Below are 14,641 nucleotides of genomic sequence, written 5' to 3' on the forward strand. Positions count from 1 at the left end.
TTCTGGTGTGGGCACAGGCCAATCTCGATGCCGCGCTGGATGTGCCGAGGCTTGCGGCCAAGGTTGGCCTCTCGGAGAGGACGTTTCACAGACGGTTTGTCGCCGCGATAGGCGAGACGCCGGCACAGTATATCGAGACCGTACGGCTGGATGCGGCGCGTATCTTGCTCGCCCAAAAACTTCCGTTGAAGGAAATCGCAAGACGGGTGGGGCTTGCGCCGGTCGCACGCTTCACGCGGGTCTTCCAAAGACGCTTCGGCGTGACGCCGCGACATTTCCGCGAGACCCATACGAGCAGGTGAACCATGTTAGACGCAAAGCTCAGCTTAACTGACCCTGTAACAAATGTCCGTCAATGGGCCTAGAGTACAAGAGCGGCCGGTTCGTTTCGGTCAGTCGGTTGTTCGCACCACCTGCTTTAGTTTCGAACGGACGACAGTCGGCTTTGAGGGAACAATGACCAGAAGCTGCCGTTAGGGGGACAAAGCTGGAGCGGAGGTAGTTGTGATCCACCATGTCTCGGTAGGGACGAATGATGTTGGCCGTTCGAAGCGCTTCTACGACGCCGTTTTGCCCCATCGTCGCCTTTGTGTCGATGGCCGAAGACGAGGGTGGACTAGGCTATGGAAGCGGCACGTTTCACTTCAGCGTTCAGGTTCCGATTGATAGAGAACCAGCGACCGTGGGCAATGGCAGTCATATCGCCTTTGCCGTAGAGGATCGTTCGATGGTCGATCGATTTTACGCGTCAGCATTAGAACATGGTGGAACCGACGATGGCGCTCCGGGGCTGCGGCCGAACTACGATGCCAACTATTATGGGGCCTTCGTCCGCGATCCAGACGGTCACAAGATCGAGGCAGTGACTTACTCTGCAAAATAGCCGCCAACGGAGGTGCGCATGCCGACCCTTCCGTATGCAATTCTCGAAGCCCCCTCCACGCTGGGATTGGCGACCGACGGGGTGGAGCGCTTGTCCGATCAGCTCTTGGACCTCGGTCTTGCAGAACGCATCCATGCCCGCCGCGCCGAGCGGCTGGCGGTGCCTCCGAAGGACCCGACGCCCGATCCCGAGTCTGGCATCTTGAATGCCGCGGCAATTGCGGCGTGGTCGCCCAAGCTCGCCGCGGCGGTGGAAGGGATCCTTGACGCCGGCGAGCTCCCGGTCGTGCTCGGCGGCGATTGCACGATCGTGCTGGGCTCGATGCTCGCACTTAAACGGCGCGGCCGCTACGGCCTACTCTTCATCGACGGCAATGCCGATTTCTTCCAACCCGAGGCGGAACCCAATGGTGAGGGCGCCTCGATGGACCTCGCCCTGGTCACCGGCTACGGCCCGTCGCTCCTGAGCGACATAGAAGGTCGCTGTCCTCTGGTCCGTCCCGAAGACGCTGTCGCGTTCGCGTATCGCGATCACAAGGATCAGGAGGAGTACGGAAGCCAGCCGCTGCCCGAAGAGCTCAAGGCGATTGATCTTCCCGCCGTGCGCGCGATGGGCATCGAGGCCGCCGCGCGCGAAGCGGTCGACCACCTGACGCGAGAGGAACTGGACGGCTTCTTCATACATCTCGACGCCGATTGCCTCGATGACGTCCTCATGCCAGCTGTCGATTTCCGGGTGGCGGGCGGGTTGTCGTGGGACGAACTGGGGACGGCGCTTCGGGTTGCCTTGGCGAGCGGCAAGTCGGTCGGCCTCGAGACCACCATCTACAATCCGCGCCTTGATGAGGACGGCAGCGCCGGGCGCGGCCTGCTTGACGTAATAGCCGCAGCGCTCGGAACAGCAGCGCCATGGCGCGGTTGCCGAAGGATGGCTATCCGATAAATTTGCGCTATAGCAGACTTTCCGCTACCGGCCCCGCCTACGGAAATGATACCGCTTTGCGCCTTCATCTCAGCGATTCAGCATGCTCTTTCGTTTGCCCGAAACCTGCCGGTCTGCTCGCCTAGTCTGCAAAGCGCCGAAAGCTGACACGGGCCCGGGGCGCAGTGAGGAACGATCCTCTGTCGGCAACGATCGGTTAGCCATCCCGTCGGGTCGCAGGCGACGTTGAAGCAAACCCACTGGGCTTGCTTCAACGTCGGCATAAACAACTACGACGGCGAGTCCAAAACTCGTGCAGACGGGCTCGATGGAACAATGATGCTGCTGTTCCGACCAAAAGCCAGTAAGGTCTCGCTATTGCTCGGTCACGAACCAAACGGTCTTACAAGCTTTGCAGCAAAGCCTATTGCCCGTTCGGAAAAGTCAAGTTCCGCCTCCGATTGTGGGTCGAGGCTTGCTATATAGTCCTTGACACCTGTCATCGTACGTTTACGGAGAGCCGGATCCGTGAGGCTGGCATGGTCAACCAAAGCGCGGATCACCGTATCGATTGCAAGCAGCCGTGCGCCCTCGGCCGTGCCAAACCTGTCCGGCTTTTCATTTATTGGCATATGATGATTCCTCGTCCATTATGGCGCTGTTTGGTAGAATGAGCATTTTCAGCAAACAGTCTTGGGTTTTTCGTCCGGAATTGCTTTAGTATTCTCCACGCTTCCGTCTGATCTCGCGGAGCATCCTGAGGTTTTCCCTGGCCTGCTGCGAACTGATCAGGGCTCTTTCCTGGTTCATCAGTTGTTCCCGATCGCGCTGGAACTGTTGCTGGTTCATACACCCGGCATAGTGTCGCGAACCGTAGCAGGCTCGGCTGTCTTCGTAGTGTTGATCTTGAGCGGATGTGCATCCAGCAACCGCGAGCGTGATGAGGCCACCTCCGAAGATCGACGTCATAGCTTTGAGTATAGGCTTTTCAGATTTCGTCATTTCCCATTCTCCTTTTGATCAGTCATTCCGCAGGTGTGATCTTCAAGCCCGTCCAGTAGGCGGCGAACGCGTAAAGGTCGGCGGTCTGCGCGACGGCCTTGTCGACCGGTAGACCGCCCCCATGGCCGGCACGGGTTTCGATGCGCACCAGTCGCGGCTTGGGGCCAAGGGCGGCGGCCTGCAGTGCGGCGATATATTTGAAAGTGTGAGCAGGAACGACGCGGTCGTCGGCATCCGCTGTGGTGGCCAAGATTGCGGGATAGTTCTGGCCGTCCCTGATCGTGTGATAAGGCGAGTAGGTCAACAGGTTACGGAACGATGCCTCATCGGCAGGATCGCCATATTCACCTCGCCAGAGCGCGCCGCCGGTGAATTTGTCGTAGCGCAGCATGTCCATGACCCCAACACCGGGAAGTGCTACGTCGAACAGATCCGGGCGCTGGTTCGTAACGGCGCCGACAAGCATGCCACCAGCGGACTCGCCCTGGATGGCAAGCCCCTTCGGTGTCGTGATCCCCGCCCGCTTCAGGAATTCGCCCCCTGCGATGAAGTCGTCGAACGCGTTCTGCTTCTTCTCGAGCTGACCGGCGCGATGCCACGTCCGGCCATATTCCCCGCCTCCGCGAATGTTGGCGATCGCCAGCACGCCACCCTGCTCGACCCAGGAGAGGTACATGGGGTTGTAGATGGAAATCTGGCTGATGCCGAACCCACCATAGCCATAGAGCAGCGTGGGAGCCGGCCCGGTCACATCCTTGCGCCGGATGATGAACATCGGCACTTCAGTATGATCTTTCGAACGATAGAAGCGTTGCTCGACATCGAATCTGCTGAGGTCGATCGGCACTTTCGGCTCTACCCAGGGCGTCACCGTCTTGGAGGCCGCGTCGTAATGATAGATCGCTATCGGTGCGTCGTAGCTGGTAAAGACGAAGAAGGCTTCACGGGCATTGCCTTCCAGAAATCGAGCGCTCCCCACACCCGGCAGGTCCACGGTGCCACCCGACTTTCCATCGAGCGTGAAGCGTCGCAGCTCCGTCTTGACGTCGAGCTGATAGTTCACCAGCAGTTTGTCACCGGCAAGCACTGCGCTGTCCAGGACCGCGCCATCGGCAGCCTCGGCGATGATCTCCTTTGGCTTCGGATTGTCTTCAGCTAGATCGAGCGAGACGATGCGAACGCGCTCGGCCTCGTGTGTCGTGGCCAATAACAGCCTTTGCTCATCATTGCCGATCACATACCAAGCAGAATCCATGTCGGCCACGACCGTCCGCGGCTTCCAGTCGTCAGACTGAATATCGACGATGGTCAGGGAGCTTTCATTCGTCCCTGGTGTGGAGGAGATAGTGAGGTAGCGTCCGCCAGAAACCCTGTCGGCACCGTGCAATAGTTCAGGGCGTTCAGGGGTGGCGTAGATCAAGCGATCCTCTGCCTGATCCGTGCCCAGCTTGTGGAAATAAACGGCGTGGTTGGCAACTACCGCATCGGCTGTGCCATCCGCTGGCTTCGGAACGCGGGAATAGAAGAAGCCGGATCCATCGGGCGCCCACGCAATGCGCGTGAAGCGCGCCATTTCAACGATGTCATCAAGTGTCTCGCCGCTGTCGACGTCCAGCACCCTAAGGGTCCGCCAGTCGCTACCATCTGTCTGGATGCCGAAGCCAACGAAACGGCCGTCGTCGGACGCGCTCCAAATGGCCAAGGCGTCGGTGCCGTCATCCGACCAGCGATCAGGATCGATGAGCAAACGACTGGCACCAAAAGCTCCTTCACGGACATAGAGGGAGGGCTGATTTTCATTCCCTTTGATTACATTGAAAAAGTAGCGGTCTCCCCGCTTTCGCGGGACGGTGTAGCGATCGTAATTGAGCAGCTCCGTCATGCGCTGGCGAAAGTGGTCTCGTCCTGGAAGCGTGTCGAGATAGGATCGGGTAACGGCATTCTGTGCCTCGATCCAGGACCGGACCGCATCGTCCTGGGAAACCTTGTTTTCAAGCCAACGATAGGGGTCGACGATCGTCTGACCGAAATGTTGCTCGGTCACGTCGATGCGGTTTGTCTCCGGATAGGTCAGTTTTGGCATCTTGCCCTTCAGTTGATCGGCGGAACTGCCGTCCACACAGGTGAGCAGAAAGGCGACGACGGCGGTGGGGGTTCGCATTGGCAACTCCGATAGAAACAGTGGCAATTATTCTTGGTTCAAAACCGCGATAATGGCACTAAGTGTCATTATTGTGTCCTTCGAAGTGGTCAAGCACTCCGCCTCTGCTGCAGGCTTCATACCCGTAGATGGGACACTAAATGTCCGTTAAATTGACGGTGAAGATTATTGAGGAACATGGATGAGCAGAACGATCCCGGAAGATGCACATATTGAAGTGGCGCGCAGTGCCGCCCGCCTATTTCTACAAAAAGGCGTTGCTGACACGACTGGCGACGAGATCGCGGAAGCCGCCGGCATCTCTAAACGGACGCTTTGGCGCTACTTCCGCACAAAGGAGAGCTGCGTGGAGCCGCTGTTCGCACTGGCCTCACAACGCCTCGCAGCCAGGTTCCGCGATTGGCCGACTGAAAACTCGCTAGAACAGTTTCTGCAGGTCGCTTACGACATGAGCAAGATTGATGCGCAGGAGAAGATAGATACGGGGCTCCTCATCCATCTCATCGCTCGCCTGGACGAGGAACCGGCGCTTCTTGGGCCGTGGCATATGTCAAGCCGAAACACCGAAGAGACGATGGCCGAGGTCATTTCCAAGCGGCTGGATCTCTCGCCGAAAGATTTCGATGTGATGCTATGCGCAGCAACGGTCGCCGCGGCCATGCGGATCGTCGACGAGAACGTTAGTCGTGGCGCGGTTAAGTACGGCCAGGTACCGACAGTCGCAGAGACGAACGACCGACTGGCGCAAGCGATACGACGCGCGAGCACGCTACCATTCTGCGACCCCGTCACGCCAAGACCCAGGTGAAGGGCAAAACAACTTAAGTTTCGGCCAATTACGATCGGCTGCCGCGACTTCACCTTTTCGAGTTAAACGCGTTCATATGCCCGCATTGGGCCGATTTTGTTGAAACACTCCGGGGTTGCCTGCACTGCAAATCACTGATTCACTTCCAATATCTAAAGTGGAGCGAAGCAGATGCTGGGACCCAGGCAAGTCGATCAGGCCGCGTTGTTTTACGAGTTCTCAATCGAAGGCCACATCCCCGCTGATCACATGCTTCGCGCGATCGACCGCTTTATCGATCTGTCGGCAGTTCGAGGAGAGCTGGCCAGTTTTTACAGTCACACGGGCCGGCCATCGATTGATCCTGAACTGATGATCCGCATGCTGCTTGTCGGCTATTGCTTTTGGCATCCGTTCGGAACGCCGACTGTGCGATGAGGTCCATCTGAACTTGGCGTATCGCTCGTTCTGTCGGCTCGGTCTTGATGGCCGCGTACGGTCGGCCGCCGATCCCGGCACATTGTTCGTCAAAACGATCAAGACGACGAGCACTGATGCGGCTTACAACACGACCAGCTTCTACGAGGCATGGCGTCTCACCATCCAGCGCTACGGGATCTACAACCCTTACACCGGACGAGGCGCAATCAAGGGGCTTTTGCCGCACGGTCCGCACAATGTCCGCAACGTGCTGGCAACTCACATCCTGAAGCAGACCGGCTCTTACGAGCAGGCGAGCTATGCGATCCAAGACACAGCCGATATGGTCGCCAAGCACTACGGGCGCTTCCTCCCCCAGGATAAGGCCGCACTTGCCGCTCGCATCCTCAATCAGGTCTGGGAGGCCGCCTGATGCGGAAGGAGGCGTCGGAAATCATTTCCGGCGTCTCGCCTCGTTCTTTGCCTCGCGCGCCCAGGGCGGCGGCAGCCGCTTTTCCACCCATGGGAGCAGTTTGATCGGCTTGGGTTCGATCCCGGCGGTGATGATCGGATACTTGCTCAGAGCATCGCGCATCAACGGCAAACCAGCGGGATTGGTGTAGCGAAGGCTTGTCTCGCTGCCCTGACTGAACCGCCCGTGAGTTCGCTGAGATTGCGATCGGCGAGCGGATGCCGTTCCGCGACGTCGAAAAGAGCTTCTGCCCGGCCGCTGAAATAGGGCTTCATGGCCTTCTCCTCGTTGAGCGGGTGTGGGCTGATTTCGAAGAGGTGCATCAATCTTCGAATGCCCTCCTTGAAGCCGCGCGAGTTCGCCTCTTGGAGAAGTTCAAGACAATTCGAGTTGAGTGCAAAAATATGGGAGGCGGGAACGTCGTTTTGTCTGAGGTAGGCTAAGCCGCGGCAATTGTCGTTCAGCGTCAGGTGATGGGTTATGCCGAACATGCCGAGCAGTCGATAGGCCCATCCATTTTCGAGATCCATTTCCAGCACTGAAATGTCGGCAGGACGGCCGTAGCGGCGCGCAGCGATCGAGACGTCTTCCTAATGCATAAGCATCATGTCTCGTTCGTGTTCGCAAAGCTTTTGGAGCTGCGCCTTGGACATGGGTTCCTTCTGCTTCAACTTCAGTTCGGCGACCAGCATGTTGAGCTTGCGGCCGATCGCCTGCGCTTTCTTATGATCGGAACAGTGAAGGCTGAGTGAAAGCCGACTGCCCGGTCGGCATTGCCCGAAGGCAGTTGGGACGCGCGCACGCCAATAGACGATATTGCCGCGGCGGGTGAGGTTTTCGACGTCGTGGCGGACCGCCATGAGGTTTTTTGCCCTTGCCTGCCACCGGTGCCGCCGCCGCGCATATGGCGCTTGGGCATCACCTGTGGGCACCAGTTCTGGGCATCAGGTCGCCAATGATGCCAAAACACTATCCGGCACGACTGGAAAATCAAGGAATTAAGGGAGTTTAGAGAGAATTGGCTGGGGAACCTGGATTCGAACCAAGATTAACGGAGTCAGAGTCCGTCGTTCTACCGTTGAACTATTCCCCAGCAGGCTCAACCGGTAAACCGGCTCGGCTGATGTGCGGCGCTTATAAACAAAAGCGGACGAATTGCAAATACCGATTTGGAAAAAAATAGAGAGACGAAAGCCTCTTTCCGATACTGGTATCCGCAACGGCAGCAGGCGGCAAAAAGCCGTTGGCGAAAAGGCATTGGGCTGTTATCTTCACGCCAACGAAACAAACAAACGCCAGCGGCATGCCTCACGAAGGCGTTGCGCGGCGAGATGGACATAGAAGTGATGGACCCCGATAGCGGCGCGAAGACGCCGGAAGGCGGGGCGTCGGCAGCGCGCGGAGAGGAAAGATCCTCTCGGCGCCGAAAGGCGAAACGACGCGGCAAAAGCCGCGACGTGGCGTCGTTCGCACCCTTGGGTTCGGCTGATTCTGCCAGCCCTGCCGCACGTTCCCATATCCAGGAGCCCGGTCAACCGGCCCGCAAGCGCAAGCGTCGACGCGGGAAATCCGGTGGCGCCCAGCAGGCGGCACCGGCGGTAAGCGACGTTGCAGCGGTGGAATCCGTTCGCCCGAGTGAAACCCTGGCGCCTTCCGGAAAGTCGCGCCATCGGCGGAAGAAGAATCGCGGCGGCCGCGGTCTGCAGGGCCGGCCGCTGGCGCCGGCCAAGACGCAGCCGAACGTCGCAAAAGTCGTGCCGCCCGCGCCGGCGCCCGGCAAGGAGGGCCGCAACAGGAGTGGCGGCGATGCGTCGGCTTTCGATCCGCGGGGAGACAGGTTTCCCTTCGTCAACGATCTTTATGCAGCACTGGATCTCGGCACCAACAATTGCCGTCTGCTGATCGCGCAGCCCACCCGCCCCGGACAGTTTCGGGTCGTCGACGCCTTTTCGCGTATCGTACGCCTGGGCGAGGGGCTTGCAGCGAGCCGAAGGCTCTCGGCGGAGGCGATGGATCGTGCGGTCGAAGCGTTGCGCATCTGCGCTGCCAAGCTTGCCAACAAACCGATCCGCCGCATGCGGCTGATTGCGACGGAAGCCTGCCGCGCCGCCGAGAACGGTGAAGAATTTCTTGACCGCGTTATCTCGGAAACGGGCTTGGAACTGGAGATCATCGACCGCGAAACGGAGGCGCGGCTCGCAGTGTCGGGCTGTGCGTCGCTGGTTGGCCGCGAAGCCCGTTCCGTGGTGTTGTTCGATATCGGCGGCGGTTCTTCGGAAATCGCGGTCATCCGCATCGGCGAAAATCGGTCCAGCCGGCTTGCCAACCACATTACCCATTGGACATCGCTGCCGGTTGGCGTGGTGACGCTGTCGGAGCGCCACGGCGGGCGTAATGTCACGCCGGAGGTTTTCTCCGCCATGGTGGCGGAAGTCGAGGGCATGCTGGCGGATTTTTACTGCCCGCCGCTCGAAGCCGTCCGGCGTCACGGCGCAGAGGACTTCCATCTGATAGGCACGTCCGGAACGGTGACGACGCTCGCTGGCGTCCATCTCGATCTGCCGCGCTACGATCGCCGCAAGGTCGACGGCCTTTGGCTGACCGATGCCGAAGTAAGCGCCATGCAGGCCAAGCTGCTCTCGTGGGATTTTGCCGGCCGCGCGGCCAATCCGTGCATCGGGCCGGACCGAGCGGATCTGGTGCTTGCCGGTTGCGCCATCCTGGAAGCGATCCGCCGCCGTTGGCCGAGCCCGCGCATGCGGGTGGCGGACCGGGGGCTCCGCGAAGGGCTGTTGACGGATATGATGGCGGACGACGGCGTGTGGCGCCGTGCGCGCCAGCGCCGGCCGGCAACCGGCGGACAGTAACAATCAGGAGCAGGGCGATGGCGAAACCACCGGTGGGCGGCAATCGTACGGGCCGCAAGCTCGGCCAGAAAGTCAAGAAGGGCAAGCTGAAGGCGTCTTCGCGCCGCTGGCTGGAGCGCCATATCAACGATCCCTACGTACAGCGCGCCAAGCTGGAAGGGTATCGTGCCCGCGCCGCCTTCAAGCTTCTTGAGATCGACGAGAAACATCACATCCTGAAAGGCGCCCGCCGCATCATCGACCTCGGCGCTGCCCCAGGAAGCTGGTCGCAGATTGCCGCGAAGGTGACCGATTCCACCGACGAGGATATTCGCGTCGCAGCGATCGATTTTCTGGAGATGGCGCCGCTGCCGGGCGTGAAATTCCTGCAGCTCGACTTCCTGGATCCTGAGGCGCCGCAGCTGCTCATCGAAGCGGTCGGGGGGACGCCCGATCTGGTGATTTCGGACATGGCTGCGCCGACAACCGGCCACCAGAGGACGGATCACCTGCGCACCATGCATCTCTGCGAAGTCGCGGCCCATTTTGCGGTCGAGGTCTTGGGCGAAGGCGGTCACTTCCTTGCCAAGACCTTCCAAGGGGGGACCGAACGGGACCTACTCAACATGCTGAAGCAGAATTTCCGGCAGGTCATCCATGTCAAGCCGGGGGCGTCGCGCTCGGAATCGGTGGAAATGTTCCTGCTGGCCAAACACTTCAAGGGTCGCAGAGCCGAACCCGCGGCGATCGAAGCCGAAGCCGGAACCGAAGCCTGATCATTCCCCCGCTTCCGGCTGGATTCTGCCGCCACGATGGCCGGAAACCGCTGCTCCCGCCATCGGGTCGAGCTTCAGCAACGGACCGATGGCGAAGAGCGAAAGAGCGGCCACCACGAAGAAAGCAAGATGGAAGTCCGCAAGCTGCAGAGACGTGCCTGAAAAGGCCGCCGAGACTTCGAGGATGAAGGCGGCGAAAGCCACGCCGAGAGCCATGCTGACCTGTTGTAGCACCGAGGCGATCGACGTTGCCTGGCTGGCCTGCTCGTCGCTGATCTCCGAATAGCTGAGTGCGTTCGAGCCGGTGAAGAAGAAGGATCGGCAAAGGCCGGATGCCACCAAGAAGGCGACGATCAGGGCGTGGGATGTTTCCGGGTTGAAAAACCCGTTGGCCGCGGTAGTGGCGGCCCCAAGAACACCTGCGATGAGAAGTGTTACCTTGAAACCCGTTGCCGCAAAGACGCGTCGCGCTACCAATTTCACAGTAAGCGCTCCGAGGGCGCCCGCAAAGGTGATCAGGCCGGACTGGAACGGGTTTAGCCCAAATCCGAGCTGCAGCATCAGCGGCATCAGAAAGGGAATGGCGCCGGTTGATATACGGAAGAGTGTGCCGCTCGACGTGGCGGCTCGGAACGCGTCGTTCCTGAAGATCGAGAGATTGAGGATCGGCGAGGGATGTCTCCGCGCGTGGCGAAGGTAGGCGAAGCCGGAAGCAAGGCCGATCGCGGTCGAGGAAATCCCGACCGCGGGCGGCAGCGCAGGCAGGCCAACCACCGAGAGGCCGAACACCGTTCCCGCCGCCGCGACTGAAGTCAGCAGAAAGCCGATCCAGTCGATCGAAGGCGGATTGGCCATCTCTATCTCCGGCAGGAAAATGCTTGAAAGGTAGATGCCGAGCAAGCCTACCGGCACATTGATGATGAAAATCCAGTGCCAGGAGAAATAGGTGGTGATGAAGCCGCCAATCGGAGGGCCGGTCAACGGCCCGATAAGGGCGGGTATGGTCAATAGCGCCATGGCCGACACGAGTTCGCTGCGTTTCGTCGTGCGCAGGAGAACGAGGCGACCGACTGGGGTCATCATCGCGCCGCCCATGCCTTGCAGGAATCGCGACAGCACAAATTCGATCAGCGAGGACGAGATTGCACAGAAGATCGAACCGATAACGAAGACCAGGATTGCCAGTCGAAAGATCTTCTTGGCGCCGAACCGGTCTGCCATCCAGCCGCTGATGGGAATGAAAACCGCGAGCGCCACCATATAGGAGGTCAGTGCGAGCTTCAGCGTGATCGGCCCGACATTCAGATCGGCGGCGATCGCCGGAAGCGCCGTGGCGATAACGGTCGAATCCATCTGCTCCATGAAAAGAGCGACAGCGAGAATAAGTGGAATGACGCGATTCATGTCGGCCTGCGGTGCGCGGAACGGCTTTCCTGTAAACCTCCAGGTCCCTTCTGCCAATGAGCGAATCTCACCTTTTTCCTCTTTGGGTCACGTCTGCGTGAAATGCGATTTTCTTGTTCCTGAGCCTGGCTATGTTCGAAATCACCACGGGCTCGATGGGCCGGTTATGGGGAATCATAGGGAGCTAGATTATGACTTCGCTTAAATTCGGCAGGCGGGCGCTGCTTGGAACCGCAGGCCTTGGTATCATAGCATCTCCGGCAATCATCAGCGGCCGGGCTTTCGCGCAGGAGAGCAAGCCGCTGGCGATCGATCGGGTGACGCCTCCGGATATCCATAAGTTCAAGGTCGGCGGCTTCCAGGTCCTCGTCGTCAAGGACGGCGCCCGCCCCTCAGCCAACCCGCAAGAGACCTTCGGCACGAATCAATCTGCAGAAGCGGTCGGAACGTTGCTGAACGAGAATTTTCTGCCAACGGACCAGTTCGTCAACAGCTTCTCCCCAACGCTCGTCGACACCGGCAGCGAGGTCATCCTCTTCGATACCGGCCTCGGGAAAGGCGCCCGCGCCCAGGGCGGTGGCCGCCTGATCGAGGGATTGGCGGCCGCCGGATATATGCCCGAGGATATTTCCATTGTTGTCATCACCCACATGCATGGCGACCACATCGGCGGCATCATGGAGGACGGAAAACCCGCCTTCCCGAAGGCGCGTTACGTAACCGGCGAGACTGAATACAATTTCTGGACCGATGTGGGACGGGCGGGCACGCCTGCGGAGGGAAACCACAAGGCCGTACTCGCTAACGTAAAGCCGCACGTGGAAAAGATGACATTCCTGAAGGACGGCGGCGACGTGATTTCCGGGATCACGGCGATGACGGCGCCTGGTCATACGCCCGGCCATCTGATCTTCAACATCGAGTCGGAGGGAAAGCGGCTCGTTTTGACGGCCGACACTGCCAATCATTACATTCTTTCGCTGCAGCGTCCGGAGTGGGAAGTCCGCTTCGACATGGACAAGGCCCAGGCCGCCGCGACCAGAAAGAAAGTCTACGACATGATCGCGACCGACAAGGTCGCTTTCCTCGGCTATCACATGCCGTTCCCGGCCGTGGGTTTCGTCGAGAGGCAGGAAACCGGTTATCGCTTCGTGCCGAAGAGCTATCAGTTCGATATCTGACGTCATCGAAAGCTTTGGAAAAACCCGGCATAATGGCTTGTCGGGTTTTTGCTATTCCCTTCCTGTCATGAACGTGTTACCAGCCCTCGCCAACTTCCAAGCAACTCTTGCAAGACCGCCCGGGCGGAGATCACGTTCCGGAGCATGATCTGCATTTTCTGATCGAGGAATTGGCCATGGCACGCATCATTGAAACGGCAACCGGCGCGGATGCGCTTACCTTTGACGACGTGCTGCTGCAGCCCGGCCATTCCGAAGTCCTGCCGGGCCAGACCAACATTTCGACGACCATCGCGCAGGATATCGACCTCAACCTGCCGATCCTGTCGTCAGCCATGGATACGGTGACCGAAAGCCGTCTGGCCATCGCGATGGCTCAGGCGGGCGGCATAGGTGTCATCCATCGTAACTTGACCCCCGTCGAGCAGGCGGAGGAAGTCCGTCAGGTCAAGAAATTCGAAAGCGGCATGGTCGTCAATCCCGTGACGATCGGCCCGGATGCGACGCTCGCAGAGGCGCTGTCGCTGATGAAATCTCACGGCATTTCCGGCATCCCCGTTGTCGAGAATGGTGGTTCCGGTGGACATACGACCGGCCGGCTTGTCGGCATCCTGACCAATCGCGATGTTCGTTTTGCTTCCGATCCGAGCCAGCGCATCTATGAGCTGATGACGCGGGAAAACCTCATCACCGTCAAGGAAAGCGTCGACCAGGCTGAAGCCAAGCGTCTGCTTCACACACACCGCATCGAGAAGCTTGTCGTTATCGATGGCGATGGCCGTTGCGTCGGCCTCATCACCGTCAAGGACATCGAAAAGTCGCAGCTCAATCCGAACGCGTCGAAAGACGCGCAGGGCCGGCTTCGCGCCGCCGCCGCGATCAGCGTCGGCGACGACGGATACGAGCGCGCCGAACGCCTCATCGATGCCGGTATCGACCTGTTGGTCGTTGACACCGCGCACGGTCATTCGCAGCGCGTTCTTGATGCGGTCACACGGGTCAAGAAGCTCTCCAATTCGGTCCGCATCATGGCCGGCAATGTCGCGACTGCCGACGGTACCCTCGCGCTGATCGATGCCGGTGCGGACGCAGTCAAGGTAGGCATCGGTCCCGGCTCGATCTGCACGACCCGCATCGTGGCCGGTGTCGGCGTACCGCAGCTCGCGGCGATCATGGCGGCGGTTGATGCTGCCCGTACGCGAAACATCCCGGTCATTGCCGACGGCGGCATCAAGTTTTCCGGAGACCTTGCCAAGGCAATTGCCGCCGGTGCATCGGCGGTGATGGTCGGCTCCCTGCTTGCGGGCACCGACGAAAGCCCGGGTGAGGTCTATCTCTACCAGGGCCGCTCGTTCAAGGCCTATCGCGGCATGGGCTCGGTGGGCGCCATGGCTCGTGGTTCTGCCGACCGCTATTTTCAGGCGGAGGTGCGCGATACCTTGAAGCTTGTGCCGGAAGGCATCGAAGGCCAGGTGCCGTACAAGGGGCCGGTTTCGGGCGTGCTGCATCAGCTTGGCGGCGGCCTCAAGGCCGCCATGGGCTATGTCGGCGGCGCGACGCTCAAGGAATTCCAGGAGCGCGCCACCTTCGTGCGCATCTCCGGTGCCGGCCTCCGCGAGAGCCATGCTCACGACGTGACCATCACCCGCGAAAGCCCCAACTACCCGGGTGCCGGGGCTTGAGAGCCAACAGCCAGGACATTTTGTTCACCTGAATGACTTCAACGGCGCTGCTGCTGGCGCCGTTGAAACTCCGGGCGCGCCCTACAAGTTCGCCTGATCGTTTCGG

General features: G+C 59.9%; 15 protein-coding genes, 1 tRNA gene and 2 pseudogenes. 10 read left to right on the forward strand and 8 right to left on the reverse strand.

What is annotated here, in order from left to right; all coding sequences use genetic code 11:
* The 3 genes from C5L12_RS21235 to C5L12_RS21245 all read left to right on the forward strand — a co-directional run.
* Nucleotides 1-302 (forward strand): helix-turn-helix domain-containing protein (locus C5L12_RS21235; protein WP_157949097.1); only part of this gene is annotated, 302 nt, incomplete at its 5' end.
* A 230-nt stretch (nucleotides 303-532) separates the two neighbouring features.
* Nucleotides 533-883, forward strand: a complete 351-nt coding sequence (locus C5L12_RS21240; protein ID WP_245422990.1) for a VOC family protein — start codon at nucleotides 533-535, stop codon at nucleotides 881-883.
* 18 nt (nucleotides 884-901) lie between these two features.
* Complete coding sequence (locus C5L12_RS21245; RefSeq protein ID WP_105374066.1) at nucleotides 902-1,825, forward strand: arginase family protein; 924 nt, start codon at nucleotides 902-904, stop codon at nucleotides 1,823-1,825.
* 365 nt (nucleotides 1,826-2,190) lie between these two features.
* Here the strand turns inward: C5L12_RS21245 and C5L12_RS21250 are convergent, their stop codons facing one another.
* From C5L12_RS21250 to C5L12_RS21260, 3 genes are all read right to left on the reverse strand, one after another.
* On the reverse strand, nucleotides 2,191-2,436 hold the full coding sequence (locus tag C5L12_RS21250) for a hypothetical protein (protein ID WP_105374067.1): 246 nt from the start codon (nucleotides 2,434-2,436) through the stop codon (nucleotides 2,191-2,193).
* Nucleotides 2,437-2,521: 85 nt separating this feature from the next.
* Nucleotides 2,522-2,806: a hypothetical protein gene (locus tag C5L12_RS21255; protein WP_105374068.1), complete on the reverse strand. Its 285-nt coding sequence runs from the start codon at nucleotides 2,804-2,806 to the stop codon at nucleotides 2,522-2,524.
* Nucleotides 2,807-2,828: 22 nt separating this feature from the next.
* Nucleotides 2,829-4,967, reverse strand: a complete 2,139-nt coding sequence (locus C5L12_RS21260) for a prolyl oligopeptidase family serine peptidase (protein WP_105374069.1) — start codon at nucleotides 4,965-4,967, stop codon at nucleotides 2,829-2,831.
* 181 nt (nucleotides 4,968-5,148) lie between these two features.
* Here C5L12_RS21260 and C5L12_RS21265 point away from each other — a divergent pair, with 181 nt between their 5' ends.
* The 3 genes and pseudogenes from C5L12_RS21265 to C5L12_RS28605 all read left to right on the forward strand — a co-directional run.
* Complete coding sequence (locus C5L12_RS21265) at nucleotides 5,149-5,775, forward strand: TetR/AcrR family transcriptional regulator (RefSeq protein WP_105374070.1); 627 nt, start codon at nucleotides 5,149-5,151, stop codon at nucleotides 5,773-5,775.
* 171 nt (nucleotides 5,776-5,946) lie between these two features.
* A pseudogene (locus C5L12_RS28600) lies at nucleotides 5,947-6,250 on the forward strand (transposase); the annotation flags it as partial.
* Nucleotides 6,248-6,607 (forward strand): annotated as a pseudogene (locus C5L12_RS28605) (hypothetical protein); the annotation flags it as partial. The pseudogenes C5L12_RS28600 and C5L12_RS28605, both read left to right, overlap by 3 nt.
* A gap of 21 nt (nucleotides 6,608-6,628) precedes the next feature.
* Here the strand turns inward: C5L12_RS28605 and C5L12_RS28205 are convergent.
* The 4 genes from C5L12_RS28205 to C5L12_RS21285 all read right to left on the reverse strand — a co-directional run bounded on the left by C5L12_RS28205 (nucleotide 6,629) and on the right by C5L12_RS21285 (nucleotide 7,739).
* On the reverse strand, nucleotides 6,629-6,769 hold the full coding sequence (locus tag C5L12_RS28205; RefSeq protein ID WP_157949098.1) for a hypothetical protein: 141 nt from the start codon (nucleotides 6,767-6,769) through the stop codon (nucleotides 6,629-6,631).
* Entirely contained in the window at nucleotides 6,769-7,176 is a 408-nt protein-coding gene (locus C5L12_RS21275; RefSeq protein WP_105374071.1) for a hypothetical protein, read from the reverse strand. The genes C5L12_RS28205 and C5L12_RS21275 overlap by 1 nt, the downstream gene beginning before the upstream one ends.
* Before the next feature lie 60 nt (nucleotides 7,177-7,236).
* Nucleotides 7,237-7,506, reverse strand: a complete 270-nt coding sequence (locus tag C5L12_RS21280) for an integrase (RefSeq protein ID WP_105374072.1) — start codon at nucleotides 7,504-7,506, stop codon at nucleotides 7,237-7,239.
* A gap of 159 nt (nucleotides 7,507-7,665) precedes the next feature.
* Nucleotides 7,666-7,739: transfer RNA gene (locus tag C5L12_RS21285), tRNA-Gln, on the reverse strand.
* A gap of 250 nt (nucleotides 7,740-7,989) precedes the next feature.
* On the opposite strand from C5L12_RS21285, the gene C5L12_RS21290 reads away from it, so the two are divergent.
* Both C5L12_RS21290 and C5L12_RS21295 read left to right on the forward strand, forming a co-directional pair.
* Nucleotides 7,990-9,513, forward strand: coding sequence for a Ppx/GppA phosphatase family protein (locus tag C5L12_RS21290; protein WP_425350817.1), 1,524 nt, complete (start codon nucleotides 7,990-7,992; stop codon nucleotides 9,511-9,513).
* Between the two features lie 17 nt (nucleotides 9,514-9,530).
* Entirely contained in the window at nucleotides 9,531-10,268 is a 738-nt protein-coding gene (locus C5L12_RS21295) for an RlmE family RNA methyltransferase (RefSeq protein WP_105374074.1), read from the forward strand.
* Here the strand turns inward: C5L12_RS21295 and C5L12_RS21300 are convergent, their stop codons facing one another.
* On the reverse strand, nucleotides 10,269-11,672 hold the full coding sequence (locus tag C5L12_RS21300) for an MFS transporter (protein WP_105374075.1): 1,404 nt from the start codon (nucleotides 11,670-11,672) through the stop codon (nucleotides 10,269-10,271).
* Between the two features lie 191 nt (nucleotides 11,673-11,863).
* On the opposite strand from C5L12_RS21300, the gene C5L12_RS21305 reads away from it, so the two are divergent.
* A complete protein-coding gene (locus tag C5L12_RS21305; protein WP_105374076.1) occupies nucleotides 11,864-12,853 on the forward strand; it encodes an MBL fold metallo-hydrolase in 990 nt (329 codons plus the stop codon).
* 176 nt (nucleotides 12,854-13,029) lie between these two features.
* A complete protein-coding gene (guaB, locus tag C5L12_RS21310; protein WP_105374145.1) occupies nucleotides 13,030-14,535 on the forward strand; it encodes an IMP dehydrogenase in 1,506 nt (501 codons plus the stop codon).
* Nucleotides 14,536-14,641: the final 106 nt, after the last annotated feature.

The sequence above is a fragment of the Neorhizobium huautlense genome, assembly GCF_002968575.1.
Classification (GTDB): Bacteria; Pseudomonadota; Alphaproteobacteria; order Rhizobiales; family Rhizobiaceae; genus Neorhizobium; species Neorhizobium huautlense.